The sequence below is a fragment of the Trichocoleus sp. FACHB-40 genome (assembly GCF_014695915.1).
Taxonomy (GTDB): domain Bacteria; phylum Cyanobacteriota; class Cyanobacteriia; order Cyanobacteriales; family FACHB-T130; genus Funiculus; species Funiculus sociatus.
Genome location: NZ_JACJPF010000031.1, coordinates 1 through 18801, shown reverse-complemented (window position 1 = coordinate 18801; position 18801 = coordinate 1). Strand labels below are relative to the sequence as shown.

Genomic DNA, 18801 nt, shown 5'->3' with positions numbered 1-18801 from the left:
CTAACTTCCAACTCCTAACTCTATCCCTTGAGCGCGACTATACCACCTCAGCAAAATCCTAGCTAGACGTTGAGGATCGTGCCTTACATAACCTGTTTCTTCATCCTCATCCATCACATTCGCCAGAACAATTCGTCGTCCCAACTCTCCTACAGCTTCTCTGTCTAAAAAAACCGGATGAGAACTTTCCTGAGCATATCGAATCAGAGTATGAGCAGAGGGAACTTTTTTATGTACCAGGACGGCGTTAAATAATTGTTGACCGCAAGCAGCGTCAATGGCGCGGATGTGGTCTGAGACAGTGTAGCTTTGGGTTTCCCCTGGCTGGGTCATAATGTTACAGACGTAGATGATCGGAACTTGTTTTTGGGCGATCGCTGCGGCAATTTCCGGTACTAACAAATTCGGGATCACGCTGGTATAAAGGCTACCAGGGCCAATGATAATATAATCAGCTTCATGAATTGCCTGTAAAGCTTTGGGTAAGGCTGGGGGATTGCTGGGAATACAACCAATTTTCTTAATTTTACCCCCCGCTTCCGTGATGCTTGATTCTCCCTCAATCCGCCGCCCATCTTCTAATTCTGCCCAGAGACGAACATCACTCAATGTTGCTGGTAGCACCCGTCCCCGCACAGCTAAAACTTGGGAACTAGCAGCGATCGCTCTCTCCAAATCCCCAGTAATATCGCTCATCGCCGTTAAGAACAAGTTACCAAAACTGTGACCTACTAAACCATCCCCAGCCTTAAAGCGGTATTGAAACAGTTCTGTTAATAACTTCTCCTGGTCTGCCAAAGCTGCTATACAGTTGCGAATATCCCCAGGAGGTAGCACCCCAATTTCCCGCCGCAGACGACCGCTAGAGCCGCCATCATCTGCCACAGTGACAATAGCGGTAATGTTGGCACTGTAATGCTTCAATCCTCTAAGCAGAGTAGAAAGCCCCGTACCGCCGCCAATTGCGACAATTTTTGGACCTCGGTTCAGTTTGCGATGAGCTAGCAGCACATCAATCAGTTGTTCATCTGATGAGGGCTTCAGCACTGAGGTAATCGCTCCCATAGAGCGAGTTTGCCCCAAAAAAATCAAAAACACGCCGAAAGCGATCGCAATAGGGCCAGACACATAGTTAGGAAGGATGGTAGTAATCGTTTCCAGTAGCTCCCCAATGAACTGAATCAACCAAAAAATCGGCGTCAGCTTCACCCAAATTGCCAAACCCAAAGTGGTTAGTAGCACACCACCCGCACTAATCACCAACCAACGTTTTACCAACAATCCGGGAGCCAACCATTTAAACCAGCTATTGACTCGATGGGGAGTTCTGGAGTTCAAACCCCAGGGGATATGCGACTCTTGTCTCAGGGTGCGTAAGGCTTGTTTAAAAATAGCGTTTGACATTGCTGATTCCTGGGGAACACGAAGGCAAGATTCGACTTTAACGAGAAAGGGCGCAAAATTACTGAAATAGGAACGCTCCCATAAATCGCTTCTACGAATTGATTGGACTGGCACACTTGTGTCTAAGTTGCCACTTATAAAGAGCAACAGGGAGCCTTTGCCCATCAGAATACATTTTTTGCAGCTTCTTGGGATGTGACATACGAAACTAATAAAGTTTGTCTCCAAATTTTTAACTGAGCTTATGATACGCTTGCGACGTTCAGCAGCAAAATCAGGAATTAGAGGGAGCTAATATAAACATTGCATCAGAAGTCAGCTTGAGTCGCCATTTTAGGCGGCAGCTCGCTTGGTTTATCCCGTAAACTTGGCTAAATGGAAAAGCGAATTTTAGGATTAGACCCTGGACTTGCCACATTAGGATTTGGCGTAATTCTCTGTAAACCACCTGACTGCTTAACTGTGGCGAATCTTCCTGCTGCCAAGCGCCCGGTAAAAACCGCGCCAGAAGTAGCAACATTGCTGGATTTTGGCGTTATCCAAACCTCCGCCAAAACGGAGATGGGAGAACGACTCCGCACAATTTACGACGATTTGCACACTCTGCTCGATCAGTGGGAACCCGATTTGGTGGCGATTGAGAAATTGTTCTTCTATCGGATGGGGAACACAATTTTGGTGGCTCAAGCGCGGGGGATAATGGTGTTAGTGTTAGCGCAGCATGGTATCCCCTATGTTGAATTTACGCCAGCACAGATTAAGCAGGGGCTAACTGGCATGGGTAATGCTGATAAGTCGGAAGTGCAGCAAGCCGTAGCGCGGGAATTAAATTTAGACTATATTCCCAAGCCAGACGATGCCGCAGATGCCCTTGCGGTGGCGCTGACAGCGTGGTATGGGCAGTAGCCGCAATCTACACATCCGTACAAAGGAAACACGCTCAGCGGATTTGCGTCATCAGTCTTATTGAGTCATCCCTCTTAAATTCGGCTACTTACCTTTGAGTGTCATGAAACCTGAGCGCTGGTTGTTGTGTGCTGCTTCCCTTTGTTTGCTCAATACGCCTGCCGTGAGCAGTGTTCCCGTTCCCACGATTCTTGCCCAAGCTCAAGGTGAAGAACAAACTAGCATTGATGTTTATCGCACTGCCAGTCCGGCGGTAGTTACCATAAGTACCGGAAGAGGTTCCGGTTCTGGGACTATTGTTAGTCCAGAAGGACTGGTTTTAACTAACGATCACGTTATTCGCAGCGCCAGAGGCGGTGTGGTGAGCGTCAATACCACTACAGGCAAGCGCTATACCGGGCAAGTAATTGCTACTGACCGAGCGAATGACTTAGCGCTAGTAAGATTAAATACGAGCGATCGCTTCCCCAGTGTAAAGCTGTCCAATCCGGCAAGCATTCAAGTCGGTCAGCGCGTCTTTGCTATTGGCAGCCCCTTTGGATTGTCCGGAACTTTGACAACAGGTATTTTAAGCCGTGTTGGCCGTAATGGCGACTTACAAACAGATGCAGCACTTAATCCGGGCAATTCCGGAGGCCCTTTGCTCAACTCGCGGGGCGAACTCATCGGTGTAAACAAAGCCATTCTCAGTCCCGGTGGCGGAGGCAATACGGGGATTGGGTTCGCTACCAGTGCGACAGTTGCCAGAAATTTTATTCAACAAAACCGTAACCGAACCGCTCCCCCCATTACTACCGCGCAAAGTCCCTCTTTGCCTTCAACTCGTGGCTTGGGTGTGACTGTAGATACAGGGACACTGGTAGTTGTGGGGGTACAGCCAGGATCGCCAGCTGCGAATATCGGAATCAGACCCGGAGACAGAATCATTGCTGTTAATGGTCGTCGTCTCAGGGGAGTTCAAGACTTGCAAACTTTCTTAGCTCGTCGTCCCGCTTCGGCAATTCTCACGGTGGGACGGAATCGCCGTTTGGCTGATGTCCGGGTGAATTTTTGAAGTTGGGAAAAAATGTTTCTTTGATCGGGCGGGCATCTTGCCTGCCCACTTTCAATGTCATACTTGCCCCTATAAGATAAACCTAACTCCCCTCGCCTCCCTTCCTGATTAGAAGGGCAGGGTGGTTTCATTTATTAAAAGAAAATTCTGTAAAGTTGATTCTGGTTGGCGCTAGGGGCATAGGCACTGCCATGCCCCTACAAAATGTCGCAATTTTCGATATTCTCTTCGATTATATGAACCACCCTGCTTCCCGATTAGGCGAGGGGAGTTTATATATCTTCCCCTTGCACTTGGTTAAGTTAGAAAAAGGTAGCCCTTGAAGTATGGGCTTGCGATGAGGGGCATCTTGCCTGCCCCACACGAGTCTACCCAATAACTTCACTTCCCGCGCACTGCTTGACAATATTCCCCTTTTTCATGTATTTAACACTAATTTTTCTGTATGCTATTTGACTAAGAAGCTTCCGCAAACTTAACTATCCTATTGCTTAGTGATGTAGGGACGGGTTGATAGAGATGCGCCAGCTAATCAGTCAACCATTATGAAAAACAAGTCTCGACTGCGGGGATGCTTTTCGATGTGGAAGCTTCTAACACAAACGTTTTGGTGAGATGAGGAGTGTAGCGTATGAAAACAAAGAGCCACTGGGCAATGCCTGTTGCCCTGCTTGCTGTCGGATTAACCACTGTGGGGGGCTTGAATGTCTCCGCCATTGCGGTCACTAACAGCACCACAGATAGCTCTATTCAAGAATCACAACCAAATTCTATTCGGCCTCAGGGCGAGTTACTACTAGCACAGGGACTTGTGGGACAGTGCCGCGCCGTTAATCAGCGGATTTTTGTCTACGCACAGCGTTCAACCACCAGTCAAACGATTAGAACCTTAGCTCCCAACGAAGCCGTGACTCTGGCAGATAATGGTAGTGCTGGTTGGATCGCGATCAATGCACCTGCTACCGGTTACATACAGGCACAATACCTTAAACCCTGCACTGGAGCAAACAATCCTCCCCCTGCTCAACCTTCCAGCCTCTGTCGCGTAGTTACGTACAGAGGAAGTGAGGGTTTGGCTATCCGTAGTGGCCCCAACAAAACTGGCACCAGAGTTGGTGGAATCAGACTTGGCGATCGCGTTACTCTCGTAAAGAGTCCTCCAGACTTAACTTACGATAGCGATCGCCGTGCTTGGGTACAAATTACCGCCCCGGTTGCCGGATGGATTTCTTACGGCTATCCTAGTTCAAACTCATTGAATGTCGGCCGTTGTCCGTAGTATCTTAGCCTAAACTCATTTAAGTTAAAATCACCCCATATTTTTACCAAGTTTCTTGGAAATGGGGTGATTTTTTTGACAAGATTCAATTGAGTGGCTGTTTCCTTCTATTTATAGGATGCGTTAATCACGCTCAACAACCTAATACTTTGAATTGATTCAAAATCCCAACTTGACATTACTCTACTTGACGTACTGACATTCTATGTAGCGGGAGAGACAGTATGCAAGAAAAGGTCAACAAGTAAGAAAAAGCAGCCGTCAACCTCAAATTAATTGATAAGATTTCCCACTCAGGATGCCAAAGCTTCAGGATGCCTACCATGACGCAGTGCACTATCCAGTAAGAAAAGCTCATTGATAACAGCATTTGCTCACTTGTCTCAAGCTCCGAAGCTTGAGTTGAGTCGCCATCAGATAGTAAAAAAAGTCCGGCAATACTAGCAACTAAAGAAGCGAAAAGTAAATAATCGTGCCAGTGCAGATTTGGCATTTATCTAACCCTGCTTATCTCAAATTTATGAATTGCAACTCAGTCTAAAGGATAATTTTCCGGAGATAAAGCAATAGTTACAAACTGCAATCTACGACACCTAAAAACTTAAAGTTTTGCAACAAATGCCAATTAGCGACTTAGCAACCCTCTTGTTGAGTTTCGCAGGCACCAATACTCACCCAACTGCTAGAACCATCCGCCCAATGTTCCTTTTTCCAAATTGGAGCGTTGTGCTTCAGGGTATCAATCGCATATTGGCAGGCTTCAAAGGCTTCCGAACGGTGAGGACAACCCACAGCTACCAGCACGCTGATTTGACCAATTTCTAAGCGTCCGATGCGATGGTGAATTACAACCCGATTGACATCTTGCCATGTTTGGCGGATATCAGCGGCAATTTGTATAAAGATTTGTAAAGCCATCGGCTCATAAGCTTGATACTCCAAGGCAACTACTGGTTTACCATCGGTTTGATTGCGAACCATTCCACTCATCACCACAATTGCACCGTTACCTGGGTCATCTGCTAGGGCATAAACTTCTTCCAGTGACAAGGGAGCAAAGGAGATGGCAAAGTTATCTCCTTTGTGGTGTTGAGTGGGAGTGTTTAAAAGACTGGTGACACCATTCATCAAGTTGAAATCCTGAGCAAGGAACTGGATCTATTGTGATCGATCCAGCGCCCTAAGCCCATGAAAATATAAACAGTGAGGGGATGGCAAGATGCTGACCCACAGATTAAGATTTGCCGCTGCCCATCAGGTACAGTAGTGCCATGCGAACGGCAACGCCGCTCGTCACCTGCTGGGAGATTAAACTGAACTGGGGGTCGTCCATCAGGTCAGAACTAATTTCCACGCCACGATTAACTGGCCCTGGATGCAGCACTTTAACGTCCTGTTTGCAGAGTTTCAGGCGATCGCGTGTTATCCCATACCGTTGATGGTATTCTCGCAGACTGGGCAGCAAATGCTGAGTCATACGTTCCTTTTGCAGCCGCAACGTCATCACAAAATCGGCATTTTGTAAAGCTGGTTCTAAATCCCAGTGGAGAAATAGCTTTCTTTGGGGATTGGGGATTGGGGATTGGGGAGTTTCCTCTCCCTGAATCTCGCTACCGTAGGCGGCAAAAAGCTGGGGTAAAAGAGTGGGTGGCCCAGCTAGATGAACCTCTGCGCCTGTCGCTGTCAAACTCCAGATATTCGATCTGGCTACCCGCGAGTGGAGAATATCGCCGACAATGACAATTTTTTTGTCTTTGAGGAGTTCGAGTCGCGGGTGGTCTGGGTCTAAAAGAGTGCAGATTGTAAACAAGTCTAAGAGTGCTTGGGAAGGGTGTTCGTGCTGACCATCACCAGCATTGAGGACACCTACCCGCGATCGCAAACGATCCATTTCCAAGGCGATCGCTTGCGGCACTCCCGCCTCCCGATGGCGAATCACCATCATATCCGCACCCATTGCCAGATAGGTTTTTGCCGTATCCAGAATTGTCTCGCCCTTCGTCAAAGAAGACGTTGCTGCTGCAAAATTCAGCGTATCAGCAGAGAGGCGCTTTGCTGCCAGTTCGAAACTACTGCGAGTACGGGTAGAAGATTCAAAAAACAAATTAGCGACTACCTGACCTTGTAGCGTTGGTACTTTCTTCGTGCGTCGCGAAAGCACCTCTTGAAAACTGGCAGCAGTTTGCAACACAGTATCGTATTCATCTGGCGTGAAATCTGCCAAGGAAAGAATGTGGTGACGAGTCCAATTGGTAGTAGGCATCAGAAAAATAATTAAAAATTAAAAATTAAAAAATCAAGATATGTTCTTTCATTTTTAATTTTTAATTTTACATTTTTAATTGTGGGCTACTACCTTCAAAGCAACCGATATCAGCGATAAGAAGGTCAAAAATCCCACTGCATCCAGCATTGTAGTTAATAACGGGCCGCTAATTAGAGCTGGATCGAGGTTAACCCGCTTCAAACCCATTGGCAGCAAAGTTCCCAAAGTCGCGGCTACGATAACATTAACAGCCATCACCATTGCTGCAACTAAAGCCACCCATCGGTCATTTGGCGGCGACCAAATTAACGAAAGGATGCCAAGGGCAAAACTTAAAGCTAAAGCCGTACCCAACCCTGCTAAGATTTCCTTGCGGAGAATTTTTAAGGTATCTTCTGGTGTCACTTCACCTACACCGAGTCCGCGTACTGTCACTGATAAAGCTTGAATGGCGACATTGCCACTGGTGTTAGACAAAATCGGCATGATAACCGCAAGAACTGGCACAACAGAAATTACACCTTGGAAGGGCGCGATCGCACTCGCCGCACCAATATACAAACCAATATTAGCCAACAACCACGGCAGTCGCTTGCGAAGCGTAACGTGAGGAGGCGACAAAGCGGCTTCATCGCCACCACTCACCCCGGCAAGTTTCTGAATGTCTTCAGTTGCTTCCTCCTCTAGAATGTCCACCACGTCGTCAATGGTGATAATCCCCACCAATCGGTCTTCGCGGTCAACTACAGGTACTGCGATCAAGTCGTAACGCTTCATTAGTTGCGCGACTTCTTCCTGGGGCGTTTCCGTAGTAGCTTTGACAACGCGATCGCTGGCAATATCACGGATAAGGGCATCGGGAATTGAAAATAACAGCTGCCGCAAAGACACCACCCGAACCAGTTTGCGGTTGTTGTCCGTGACGTAAGCGTAATAAATTGTTTCCTTATCTTCGTCACTCAGACGGATTTTGCTTAAGGCTTCTCCCACCGTTAAGCCTTCCCTCAACCATACATATTCCGTAGTCATCACACGCCCAGCAGTACCTTCTGGATAACCCAGAATTCTCGCTGTTGCTTGCCGTTCCGACGAGCTGAGTTGCTGCAACAGCCGCCTTACGACTCCAGCTGGCAACTCATCAAACAATTCTGCCCGGTCATCAGGGCGCATCGCCTCGACAATTTGCACCACCTGGTTGTCATGCAGCGAATTAATTAATTCTTCCTGCACCTCTGGCGGCAGATATTCAAATACATCAATAGCCGGATCTTTCTTCAGTAATCGGAATGCGAGCGCCCGCTTTTCTGGAGGCAATTCTACAATGTAATCCCCCACATCTACCGCTGGCAAACCATTCAATTCCGACTTTAGCTGATTTAAGTCGCCAATATCCGCCAGTGCAACACGTCCTTCTTGAGTGAGCATTCTTCCTCCTATTCCTAGTCTCCCCACGCGCTGGCAAAGACTAGATCGCCCACCAGACGCTAGAGGAGTTTACTACTGTCACCTAATGGACTTCGGTCCATAAATTCCGCAGAAATCTACACTGATATCGCTAAGCAATGCCAGTAAATATATGCTATCCCCTCAAGGTGCATTTCACAATTGGCGCGATCGCACCAATCTATCCAAATACCAAATATAGGTTTCAAAAATTATGCAACTTATAAAAAAATCTATCGTCCCGCTTTTAACTGGGGTAATTGTCCTCAACCTAAGTAGTTGTACTACTACTCCCGCTGATCCCAAAACTGAGAATGCAGTTAATCCAACAACAATTTCCAATACTGCTGCTAGCACAACTAATACCGCCACCTCAAAAAACACTGTCACTGTCACCATCTACCAACCGGATAATCAGTGTCAGGAATTAGTGCCAGAAAAAGTAGCTGTCTCAGATAAAAATTCAGTAGCAGCAGCGGTTGGTAAAGTTTTGGAAGAAAGAGACACAGCCGACTTTAATTTAGCTGGGTATCGCGTCAAGGTTAATCAAAAAAGTGGCGTTGCTACTGTTGATTTGCGACTCGCACCCAATCAAGAACGGAAGTTTGTCTCTTTGTCAACTTGCGAACAATTCGCTCTTTTTGGCAGTTTGCGAAAAACGCTGATTAGTAATCAAGCGTGGAAGATTAAAGATGTCCGCTTCACAGACCAAGGACAGGAAATTTATCTCTAGAGTTTGGAAACAGCCGGACAGTTTCCCAGATACCACCGCCAAGGCAAATCAATCCCCTGAGTTAAACCAATCCGGGTCGTCTGGACGATTTCGGGTGTAAATTCTGAGGAGCGATGTTCTAACCACAGAGGTTGGCCGGGTTGTATAACTTGTGCATTGAGAGTGCTGTCAATTTGCAGGGCGCGACAGAGTTTACCTGGCCCCGCGGCAATTCGTGATGGTTTTACTCGGTCGCGCTCATTTATCCATCTGGGTACTGACTCTAGCTGCAAAGCCCGAATTAATACTGCACTAGGAACGCCGTCCCGGTCTGTCACAACGTTGAGGCAATGATACATCCCATAGATTAAATAAACATAAGTTCGTCCCGCCTCCCCAAACATCACCGAGTTTCGCCCAGTTCGCCGCCGATAGGCATGACACGCTGGATCGTTTTCCCCGTAAGCTTCAGTTTCCACTATTAACCCCCGGATAATTTCTCCGTCTGCCATTTGCCGTACCAGCGAACAGCCAATTAGGTCGGGTGCAACTTCCGTGGATGGACGTTCTAGCCAGCAAAGTTCTACAATTTGATTATTTTTGATACAATTCATCGTAAATATACTTAATTACACCTTAGGGGAAATAAAAACAAATGGATGTCAAGCTGGTTTTAGTGGCATTAACAGTTCTTTTTACTGTATCGTGCCTGTTCTTTGGCACTAAGAATGGATTCTACGATTCAGACAACTATCATGGAAACGGTTCTGCCCACTAATTAATTTTGGATTTTAAACCGATTTGGATTGAGTCGGAATCCACAATTCTAAATTGCAAATATCAATCGAATAATGAGTCAAGCTCCCCCGGCATCATCTCACGGCTACGATGATCTAGCCTATTTGCCCTATGGCGTTGGTCATAGCGACGAAGGGGTATGTTTGCTGGTGCGGTTGGGCCAATACCGCGTTCTTTTAGACTGTGGTTTGGCGGATATTTCGCCGCTTTTGAAAGCAGGAAATCCTCCAGTAGATTTGGTGCTGTGCAGCCATGCACACTCGGATCACGCTCGTGGGTTACTGGCGTTACGTCAGGCTTTCCCACAGTTGCCAATTTACGCCAGTGAGGTGACAACCCAACTACTGCCGCTGAATTGGCCAGAGGTAGATATTAAGGATATTCCGCAATTGTGTCAGGCTTTGCCGATGCGATCGCCTGTGGAATTCCAAACCGGACTAGCGGCGGAATTGTTCCCAGCCGGGCATTTACCAGGCGCTGCGGCAATATTGCTCACCTACACTGCTCCACAACGCACCTACTCGCTACTTTACACAGGTGACTTCTTTCTCTCCAATTCCCGGCTGGTGGAAGGGTTGCCCTTGGAAGCTTTGCGCGGCTTAGAGCCTGATGTGCTAATTGTGGAAGGCAGTTATGGCACAGCACGGCATCCCCACCGACGAAACCAAGAAAACAACCTTGCAGAGCGAATTAATCAAGCGATCGCTGGGGCGAAATCTGTCTTAATGCCTGTCCCGACTTTAGGGCTAGGGCAAGAACTCCTAATGCTGTTGCGGAGTCACCACCTATTCACTGGTCAAAATTTAGACATTTGGGTAGATGGCAACGTTGCAGCTGGCTGCGATGCCTATCTGGAACTGCTACCCTCTCTCCCATCATCAGTACAAAATTTTGCCCGACATCAATCTTTATTTTGGGATGAGCGGGTGCGTCCTCGTGTGCGCCGGTTGCCTTCAGAACAGCGTTCCTCGATTGGTAAGTCTCCCTGTATCGTCCTCACCGATGAAAGTCACGATTTAAGGGAATACTGTCAACCAGGCACCGGGCCTTGGGTATTATTACAACCTCAGCAACGTAGGAACATGGCAATGCCATATCCCTACAGCCTCACTACTGGCGGCGAAGCACTGATTGCTCAGGACTATTTACTGGCACAGCATTCGGATGGTTTGGGAACCACCCAGTTAATCCACAATCTCCGTCCGCAGCACGTAATTTTTGTTCACGGCTCCCCGACTTATTTGGCTGATTTAACTGGTTTGGAGGAGTTACACAACCGCTACCACTTGCATTCTCCAGGCGCGGGAACGTTGGTAGAACTCCCGATAGGCGAGACGTTTGTGCAACCTGCGGCACCAGAAACCAGCTATGAAGGGGAACTGTCGGAATTGGGAGCCGTGGTCACAATTACTTTACCAGAAGCGATCGCTCTAGACCCCCGCTTTACTAACTTTTCTGACACTGGTTTAGTAGAAGCCCGATGGCAGGGTGAAGAACTCGTATTGCGCGGCTTGTCCCAACGGGAACTACTTAGTCAGAGCAGCAATGCCAAAGTTCCGCTGAGTATTGAATGCTGCGGCAATTGCCTGCACCAACGGGGACAACGCTGTTGGAATCAGGACTCGCCCCTCTATGGTTTTAAAGTCACACCAGAGGGATACTGTCCAGTTTTTGAAACGGCGCATCCCAACGCTACACCCTCTGATACCGACTTAGAAAGTCTTGAAGAGTGAAGTAACCACCACCAAATCCGAGTACCGATTATGGTAGTGGCTTCGAGTTGCATAGTTAAAAAGGCAAAACTTTGAATTTTGCCTTTTTAACTGTTTAGTCTGGATTCGAGTCTGGGAAACTCGGACGAATTTGCTCAGCTTCTGGGCAATCGTCAGATACAAGAGGTTCAACATTTCCTCGCGGTACTGAAGCCAACTTCTGAGTTACAGCACCGATGCTTTCCAGGCGAACCATTTCTTCCCAAGAACAAACTTCATCTTCTTCTTCAGTTTCATACCGGAGTGTTACTAAATCTCCTTCAATGTCAAGAATGCGAGCGCGTTCTATCCAGCGTTGTTGGTCCCGCAAGAAAATACAGACCTCACGACCATCGCAACAGAGTTGATAAATCTTGCGGTGTAGCATGGGTTGCTTCTCCTGAGCTGATAAGTTTTTAATCCGTAAGAAACCTGTGAACCAATTTTTGGATACACAACTTCTTTCCAACTTGATACGATTTGACTGCCCCACTTCTGGCAAGTTCCACTTTTCATCTTTACCCACTTTTCCCCAAATTCTCGAATCTTGAAGCGAATTTGAGGATAGGGATTTTTCCCCGACAGGGAGAGGGAAAAAGAATTTTTCCTCCAACTCGCTCTCCAAAATCTCGCAGGTGGGATTTCCTTTCCAGGTTCAGGCTGGAAATCCAGTTTTTGGGCTGGCGAGGATGCCTTTTGGTCTGCCCGGCGCCGATTTCTAGGAAAATGTGGGAATTGAGGGTAAGGACAAAAATTCAAGGTGAGGGTTCTAAATGATGTTACCGATTTAATCTCAAAGTTTAGCTTGAATCCTGTGGTATTTAAGATGGTAATTTCACAATACTCCCCAGCTACAAGCTCGTAGACGCCAAGTTGCTTCTCTTAAAAGCTCGCTTCCATCTTCATTCAAGGTCATTGGCTGACTAGAAAAACTTGAATGACAATAGTTGCGGGTCTCACACAAGCGCTTTGAGTAGAGTAGATGGAAGGTTACTGATGAGAAAAGCACCGACGGGAAACAAGTCAAGCTGCGGCAGCCATCAATTTTGACATTACTACTCGCGTTTTTTCCACGAAGTGCATCTAAGCTGCAATTGGTAGTTCTTATTAATCATTCTAATAATTCTTGGGCAAAGTCGGCGGCTAGAACGGGGAAATTTTTATGAATATATCAATATATGTAGCTTTCCGGTATTGCGGCATCCCTCAATGAATTAATCAGGACGCTTTGCAGCCCTCTGCTAAGGGCCTGAAAGCCAGGACTCCTAAAGATACCATTGCCACACCCGCGCCCGCCTCTCTTTTGATCTGACCTGCATTCACTGCCTCATAAAGGGAATGAAGAGCTTCTAAATCGGATGACTGGTAGCATTTGTTCACCAGCACCTGGCGAATCAATCCTTCTGAAGCAACGCTGAGACAACCTGTTTGGAAAGCCGATTGTACAAGTGTGCGAATCATGATGTAGGCGTGCATCCTTCGAGTGTGTATTCTTAGTATCTAATACTTTTCAAACGTGGATATTGATTGAAATCGGTCATTAAGTGTGATTTTAGGCGGTATTCACCTGTGATTTGGGTCACAGCTAAGGCAAACTATTTGAGGGTTGGCTGATTGACTGTTCGCTCTTGCTAATTTGTGCATGGAGACTCTAGCTTTTAACCGAAGTAAAATATGTTACCCATCCCTTAATGACAGCTTAGAAGAACAACTGTTAAAAAGGCATAAACTTAATGAGGATGGGTATAAAAGTTTGTTAAAGTTTGAGACTGGTAGCTGATCACCCGATAAGTGGGGAAACAAAACAGGTGTTTGAGATCGCCATTAAGCAGCAGCAATACAAAACCTATGTCCTCTCAGACCAAGCCGCCCAATCTTACCTAGAGGTTGTTCCCGAACGAGGCGGTATTATCACCAGCCTACGTCTCAAAGGTCAGGAAATCCTCTACCTAGATGCAGAGCGGTTTGCCGATCCAGACTTGAGTGTCAGAGGTGGGATTCCGATTCTCTTCCCGATTTGCGGGAATTTACCCGAAAATACATACACTATTAACGGTCAGTCATACCATCTAAAGCAACATGGCTTTGCCCGCGAACAACCTTGGGAAGTTACCGACCAAGAGACTCAAGACAAAGCAAGCCTTACCCTTGTCCTAAACAGCAACGACTCCACACGCGCCGTTTACCCTTTTGACTTTCAACTCGCCTTCACCTACGTTCTGTTGGGCAATACGCTAGAAATTCAACAGCGCTACACCAATCACTCAGGGACAGTGATGCCCTTTTCCACAGGTTTGCATCCTTACTTCTGGACACCGGAAAAGACTCAACTAAGCTTTGAAATCCCCGGTACCGAATACCTGGATCAGCGCACTCAGCAAACCCATTCGTTTAATGGTGCCTTTGACTTAGACTCTGATGAAATTGATGTTGCTTTTCGACAGCTTAGCGGGAATTCTGCCACAGTTAGCGATCGCGCTCGTCACTTACAGCTGACCCTCAACTGGGACAACAACTATTCCACCTTTGTCTTTTGGACGGTCAAAGGCAAAGATTTTTACTGCATAGAACCTTGGAGTGCGGCCCGCAATGCCCTAAATACTGGTGAGCAACTAATTCACCTGGAACCAGGAGCCAGTTTGGAGACACTTGTGCGCTTAGCCATAAATTTTGTCTGAAAAAAGTTTTGCATTTCTAGTAATTCGTGTTATCGTTATGAACGGTGCGAAAAACACAAATTTCTTCGGGTCGCTAACTCAACGGTAGAGTACTCGGCTTTTAACCGAATAGTTCCGGGTTCGAATCCCGGGCGACCCATATAAATATAAAAACAAATAGAAAAAGACAAAAGGCAGAAAAAATAATTTTCTACTTTCTCGCGCTTGGTATATAAAACGAGTTTATAGTTGCTGTAGTTAGGGATAATCTATGAATTGACTTAGATAATTCCCTAGAGACTGGTAAACTATCTTAAGATTATCGTAATAATTTCGCTCGTCTAGAACAAATTAACTTGACGACCACTAACTAGGAGGATCATATATTATGGCGCTCGTACCAATGCGGCTGATGTTGGATCACGCGGCCGAAAACGATTACGGCATCCCTGCTTATAACGTAAATAACATGGAGCAGATCCAGGCAATTATGCAGGCTGCCCATGAAACAAATAGTCCCGTGATTTTGCAAGCCTCTCGCGGCGCTCGCAAGTATGCTGGAGAAAACTTTCTGCGCCATCTGATTTTAGCGGCAGTGGAAACTTACCCCCACATCCCCATTGCCATGCACCAAGATCATGGGAATTCACCATCTACCTGCTACTCTGCCATGAGCCACGGTTTTACCAGCGTCATGATGGATGGCTCCTTAGAAGCAGATGCTAAGACTCCAGCCAGCTTCGAGTACAACGTCGAAGTCACCCGGAAAGTGGTAGAAGTTGCACACTCCATCGGCGTTAGCGTCGAAGGCGAACTGGGTTGCCTGGGTTCTCTGGAAACTGGCATGGGTGACAAAGAAGATGGTCACGGTGCGGAAGGAGTTCTCTCTCACGACCAGCTGCTGACTGACCCAGACGAAGCTGTTGCCTTTGTGGAACAAACTCAAGTAGATGCTTTGGCGGTTGCTATTGGTACCAGCCACGGTGCTTACAAGTTTACCCGCAAGCCGACTGGGGAAATCCTGGCTATCAGCCGGATTGAAGAAATCCACAGCCGTCTGCCAAACACGCACCTAGTGATGCATGGTTCCTCCTCTGTGCCGGAAGACCTACTGGCTCTGATTAACCAGTATGGCGGTACAATTCCAGAAACCTACGGTGTACCTGTAGAAGAAATTCAAAAGGGTATCAAGAGCGGTGTTCGGAAAGTTAACATCGACACTGATAACCGCTTGGCTATCACAGCAGCAGTGCGCGAAGCTCTTGCCAAAGATACTAAGGAGTTTGACCCCCGCCACTTCCTCAAGCCTTCTATCAAGTATATGCAGAAGGTTTGTGGCGATCGCTATCAGCAATTTGGCGCAGCTGGTCAAGGCACCAAGATTAAGCAGGTGTCTTTGGATGATTTCGCTGCTAAGTATGCTAAAGGCGAGTTGAGCGCTGTCACCAAGAAGGCTTTGACTGTCTAAGCAAATTTTGGATTTTGGCTTAATCGCCAATCTAAAATAGAAAATTTTCCTTGGCGGGTAGCTTTTTAGCTACCCGTTTTTGTATATCAAAAGAGTAGCTTGGCAAACTTTCAGGAACCAACCAGAGCAACCTTGTAGAACTGCATATCGTTGTTTTTCAAGAGTTTGTTATTTTTATGGCTACTAATAAAAAGTTTCAACCTTCTAACATTGGCAAGCCCGCAAGACGGCAGGGAAGCGCCCCGAAAAATACTAGCACCCAAAATACTACTAAGCCAAAAAAGCCTGGTAAGTAAGGTGCAAAGTGTGGGTGTTAACACTTCGCGGGACTTTTTCCATTCAACAATACTGGCGGCAAGCAGCTTTATTCGCATATCGCCAGTATTGTTAAGGGGAAGTTACATGAAAACCCGATGTTGCAGTGAGGGCATCTGACGGCGGACTTGTTCGAGGCGAGAGGGGTTGATTTCTGCGATCGCTACCCCCGGCGCATCCCCTGCATCCGCTAAAATAACGCCCCAAGGATCAATAATCATCGCGTGTCCGTGAGTCTGCCGCAAGGCATAGTGTTGCCCAGTCTGGGCTGGGGCGATAATGTAGCAGGTGTTTTCAATTGCTCTGGCTTGGAGTAATACTTGCCAGTGGTACGCGCCAGTGTAGGCGGTGAAGGCCGCTGGGACAAAGAAAATGTCCGCTCCCATCTGCGCCAAGTGCCGATAAAGTTCCGGAAACCGGACATCGTAGCACACCGAGAGTCCTAAATTACCTAAGTGCTTTGAGGGATAAACTGGCGGTATGCGAGTGCCAGCCATAACTGTGCTAGATTCTCGGTAGGTGTTGCCGTCGGGCAAGTTAACATCAAATAGATGCACTTTTTCGTAACGGGCGAGTTCTTGCCCTGAAGGATCGATGAGCAGGGCGGTGTTGTAAACTTTGTGGCTGTCAACCGGAACCGGAAACCCGCCCCCTAAGATGGTAATTTGGAAGCGCTGTGCCATTGTTTTGAGGAATTTTTCGCTCTTTGTGGCGATCGCATCCCCAAGAGCAATCTTATCTTCCTCTTTTCCCAGGAAGGAAAAGTTTTCTGGCAAGCTCACTAACTCGGCACCCTGCCGCACGGCAAGATCGATCAGTTCTTCTGCCTGTACCAGGTTTTTTTCCAGGTCTGGCAAGCTAGTCATTTGTATGGCGGCGGCAAGATAGGACTTCATGTGGCTCTCGTGGATTAGTTAAATCAGCCTAAACGCTGGTGATGTTGGGAACATAAAAACATATGTTATTACTTTGCCGCCTCTGTGGCCAGTAATAAGGTGATAGTTCAGACAATCTAGCTTTTAGATATAGATATTTAGCCTACTCCTTTGGATAGATATATGGTTTATCTATCCGGAAAAGCGAAACAAAACTTAAGCAAGGTTGGTCTTCAGTTAAAATGCTGTATAGGAAATTCGCGTGTTCTGATGGGAATAACTATGAGTCTAATCCGTAAAATTGTTCAACAAGCTTTAGCGACTGGGTATCTAACCGTGGAAGCAGAAGATCAGCTACGTCAACTTTTACAGACAAAGTACGATTTCGAGGACTTTACAGCTTTTATTACGTTACAGAAAGAGGCGATGGAAGGTAGGGTACGGCAAGAGTCGCGGGAATTACTGCACTCGAAGCGTCTTGCGGCGTTGGTATGACTGGCGGGTAGCGATCGCACACCAGAATGACCAGTGATGGCGTGTTAGAGAAAGGCTCCAAGGCGCGACAGGAAGAGAGAAGAACAGGGCGATCGCTTCTGTGAGATGAGGTAAGCGATTGTTTGGGCTGCTTCTTCAGGAAAAGATTAGAGAAATATAACCGCAGGTAGACGCGCTGGGATGCGAAAGAAGATCCAGGGCGGATAAAGTAAAAAAATCAGACACAGGCGATCGCTAGTCAGGGCTGGGGGCTGCTGACTTGTTAGTTTTAGATCGACCTTCGGAATGGGGAAATTTTACAGCGATCGCATTACGGTTGAGGAAACATTTCGTAAACTTCAATCGTGGATATCTCTGTTCTGGTCAAAACCTTTGTTGCTGTGTTTGTCTTGGCAGATGCTTTGGGCAATGCACCGATATTTCTAGTCCTGACTAAGGGCATGGAATCAGAGCAAAGAGACAATGTGGTGAACCGCGCAAGTATTGTGGCAACGGGCGTGCTGCTGCTATTTGCCTTTGGCGGTAAATGGATTCTAAAATATTTAGAAATCAGCATGGGGTCTTTGCGGGTAGCTGGAGGCCTGTTGTTGCTGTTAATTGCCCTACAAATGCTCCAGGGAGAACTGGATACACCCGTCGTTGATGAAACGCGGGATGTGGCGATTACTCCGTTGGCTTTTCCTCTTTTGGCGGGGCCAGGAACGCTGACTGCGGTGATGCTATTGATGTCTGAGTCTCCTGATGCTCATCTGAGCGTGGTGGTAGGTATTGTGTCTGCTATGCTCGTGACTTGGTTTATTGTGCGTCTGTCTGCTCGCGTAGACCACTTGATCGGGCCAGAAGGGGCAGTTATCATTACTAAACTTCTAGGTTTTCTTCTAGCAGCACTGGCGGTGGAAATTGGCAGTGCTGGAATTCGGGAATTGTTTCTAACGTAAGATGCGATCGCGTTTTTATAAACGGCAGAGAGGCAGAGGAACAGAGGGCGATCGCATTCTCGATGTAGGGGCTTTAGCATTTCTTACGGGGGATCGCGTTTTCATAAGCAGCAGAGATGCAGAGGGACAGAGGGCGATCGCATTCTCCATGTAAGAGCTTTAGCATTTCTTACGGGGGATCGCGTTTTTATAAACGCCAGAAACGCAGAGGAAGAGAGGGCGATCGCATTCTCCATGTAAGGGCTTTAGCATTTCGGTGGTGGTAAATATGTAGTGAAAGGGTAAATATATAAACTAAAAATAATTCCATTTTTAGACTTTGTGGTGGTTATTCACTTGCCTCGGCAAGGGGTTACTTTGACAATTGGCATAATCTTCAATTGAAATCAATTTTTAAAGCTCGTCTCATATTAAATGCTATAATTTTTTAAAATATTAAG

Annotated in this window: 18 protein-coding genes and 1 tRNA gene; 11 read left to right on the top strand and 8 right to left on the bottom strand. The window is 46.9% G+C overall.

What is annotated here, in order from left to right:
- Nucleotides 1-1404 carry a gluconeogenesis factor YvcK family protein gene (locus H6F63_RS02895; RefSeq protein WP_190417663.1) on the bottom strand — a complete coding sequence of 468 codons (1404 nt, stop codon included), beginning with the start codon at nucleotides 1402-1404 and terminating at the stop codon, nucleotides 1-3.
- A gap of 375 nt (nucleotides 1405-1779) precedes the next feature.
- Here H6F63_RS02895 and ruvC point away from each other — a divergent pair, with 375 nt between their 5' ends.
- The 3 genes from ruvC (at nucleotide 1780) to H6F63_RS02880 (ending at nucleotide 4643) form a co-directional block, all read left to right on the top strand.
- On the top strand, nucleotides 1780-2310 hold the full coding sequence (ruvC, locus tag H6F63_RS02890) for a crossover junction endodeoxyribonuclease RuvC (protein ID WP_190634736.1): 531 nt from the start codon (nucleotides 1780-1782) through the stop codon (nucleotides 2308-2310).
- 103 nt (nucleotides 2311-2413) lie between these two features.
- The gene (locus H6F63_RS02885; protein WP_190634735.1) at nucleotides 2414-3364 is read left to right on the top strand and encodes a trypsin-like peptidase domain-containing protein; all 951 of its coding nucleotides are present in this window, start codon (nucleotides 2414-2416) and stop codon (nucleotides 3362-3364) included.
- A gap of 631 nt (nucleotides 3365-3995) precedes the next feature.
- Nucleotides 3996-4643: an SH3 domain-containing protein gene (locus tag H6F63_RS02880; protein WP_190634733.1), complete on the top strand. Its 648-nt coding sequence runs from the start codon at nucleotides 3996-3998 to the stop codon at nucleotides 4641-4643.
- Nucleotides 4644-5276: 633 nt separating this feature from the next.
- Here the strand turns inward: H6F63_RS02880 and H6F63_RS02875 are convergent.
- The 3 genes from H6F63_RS02875 to mgtE form a co-directional block, all read right to left on the bottom strand.
- The gene (locus tag H6F63_RS02875; RefSeq protein ID WP_190634730.1) at nucleotides 5277-5771 is read right to left on the bottom strand and encodes a molybdenum cofactor biosynthesis protein MoaE; all 495 of its coding nucleotides are present in this window, start codon (nucleotides 5769-5771) and stop codon (nucleotides 5277-5279) included.
- A 106-nt stretch (nucleotides 5772-5877) separates the two neighbouring features.
- On the bottom strand, nucleotides 5878-6906 hold the full coding sequence (locus tag H6F63_RS02870; RefSeq protein ID WP_190634728.1) for an aspartate carbamoyltransferase catalytic subunit: 1029 nt from the start codon (nucleotides 6904-6906) through the stop codon (nucleotides 5878-5880).
- A gap of 75 nt (nucleotides 6907-6981) precedes the next feature.
- Nucleotides 6982-8334: a magnesium transporter gene (mgtE, locus tag H6F63_RS02865; protein WP_190634726.1), complete on the bottom strand. Its 1353-nt coding sequence runs from the start codon at nucleotides 8332-8334 to the stop codon at nucleotides 6982-6984.
- Nucleotides 8335-8566: 232 nt separating this feature from the next.
- On the opposite strand from mgtE, the gene H6F63_RS02860 reads away from it, so the two are divergent.
- The gene (locus H6F63_RS02860; RefSeq protein ID WP_190445040.1) at nucleotides 8567-9085 is read left to right on the top strand and encodes a hypothetical protein; all 519 of its coding nucleotides are present in this window, start codon (nucleotides 8567-8569) and stop codon (nucleotides 9083-9085) included.
- Here the strand turns inward: H6F63_RS02860 and H6F63_RS02855 are convergent.
- A complete protein-coding gene (locus H6F63_RS02855) occupies nucleotides 9082-9678 on the bottom strand; it encodes a DNA-3-methyladenine glycosylase (RefSeq protein WP_190634724.1) in 597 nt (198 codons plus the stop codon). The genes H6F63_RS02860 and H6F63_RS02855 overlap by 4 nt on opposite strands.
- A gap of 237 nt (nucleotides 9679-9915) precedes the next feature.
- Between H6F63_RS02855 and H6F63_RS02850 the strand changes: the two genes are divergently transcribed.
- Entirely contained in the window at nucleotides 9916-11595 is a 1680-nt protein-coding gene (locus H6F63_RS02850; protein ID WP_190634723.1) for an MBL fold metallo-hydrolase, read from the top strand.
- A gap of 94 nt (nucleotides 11596-11689) precedes the next feature.
- On the opposite strand, the gene H6F63_RS02845 is transcribed toward H6F63_RS02850, so the two are convergent.
- The gene (locus tag H6F63_RS02845; protein WP_190417754.1) at nucleotides 11690-12001 is read right to left on the bottom strand and encodes a DUF6679 family protein; all 312 of its coding nucleotides are present in this window, start codon (nucleotides 11999-12001) and stop codon (nucleotides 11690-11692) included.
- Nucleotides 12002-12831: 830 nt separating this feature from the next.
- Complete coding sequence (locus H6F63_RS02840) at nucleotides 12832-13074, bottom strand: hypothetical protein (protein ID WP_190445044.1); 243 nt, start codon at nucleotides 13072-13074, stop codon at nucleotides 12832-12834.
- A 347-nt stretch (nucleotides 13075-13421) separates the two neighbouring features.
- Here H6F63_RS02840 and H6F63_RS02835 point away from each other — a divergent pair, with 347 nt between their 5' ends.
- The 3 genes from H6F63_RS02835 to fba all read left to right on the top strand — a co-directional run bounded on the left by H6F63_RS02835 (nucleotide 13422) and on the right by fba (nucleotide 15738).
- Complete coding sequence (locus H6F63_RS02835) at nucleotides 13422-14291, top strand: aldose epimerase (RefSeq protein ID WP_190634883.1); 870 nt, start codon at nucleotides 13422-13424, stop codon at nucleotides 14289-14291.
- A gap of 67 nt (nucleotides 14292-14358) precedes the next feature.
- A tRNA-Lys gene (locus H6F63_RS02830) sits at nucleotides 14359-14430 on the top strand.
- 228 nt (nucleotides 14431-14658) lie between these two features.
- Nucleotides 14659-15738 carry a class II fructose-bisphosphate aldolase gene (fba, locus tag H6F63_RS02825; protein ID WP_190445046.1) on the top strand — a complete coding sequence of 360 codons (1080 nt, stop codon included), beginning with the start codon at nucleotides 14659-14661 and terminating at the stop codon, nucleotides 15736-15738.
- A gap of 398 nt (nucleotides 15739-16136) precedes the next feature.
- Here the strand turns inward: fba and H6F63_RS02820 are convergent, their stop codons facing one another.
- Nucleotides 16137-16949 carry a carbon-nitrogen hydrolase family protein gene (locus H6F63_RS02820; protein ID WP_190634721.1) on the bottom strand — a complete coding sequence of 271 codons (813 nt, stop codon included), beginning with the start codon at nucleotides 16947-16949 and terminating at the stop codon, nucleotides 16137-16139.
- A gap of 261 nt (nucleotides 16950-17210) precedes the next feature.
- On the opposite strand from H6F63_RS02820, the gene H6F63_RS02815 reads away from it, so the two are divergent.
- From H6F63_RS02815 to H6F63_RS02805, 3 genes are all read left to right on the top strand, one after another.
- Complete coding sequence (locus H6F63_RS02815; RefSeq protein ID WP_190417640.1) at nucleotides 17211-17423, top strand: hypothetical protein; 213 nt, start codon at nucleotides 17211-17213, stop codon at nucleotides 17421-17423.
- A gap of 344 nt (nucleotides 17424-17767) precedes the next feature.
- Complete coding sequence (locus H6F63_RS02810; RefSeq protein WP_190459569.1) at nucleotides 17768-18361, top strand: MarC family protein; 594 nt, start codon at nucleotides 17768-17770, stop codon at nucleotides 18359-18361.
- A gap of 1 nt (nucleotide 18362) precedes the next feature.
- Nucleotides 18363-18515, top strand: a complete 153-nt coding sequence (locus H6F63_RS02805) for a hypothetical protein (RefSeq protein ID WP_190634719.1) — start codon at nucleotides 18363-18365, stop codon at nucleotides 18513-18515.
- The last annotated feature ends 286 nt before the right edge of the window (nucleotides 18516-18801 follow it).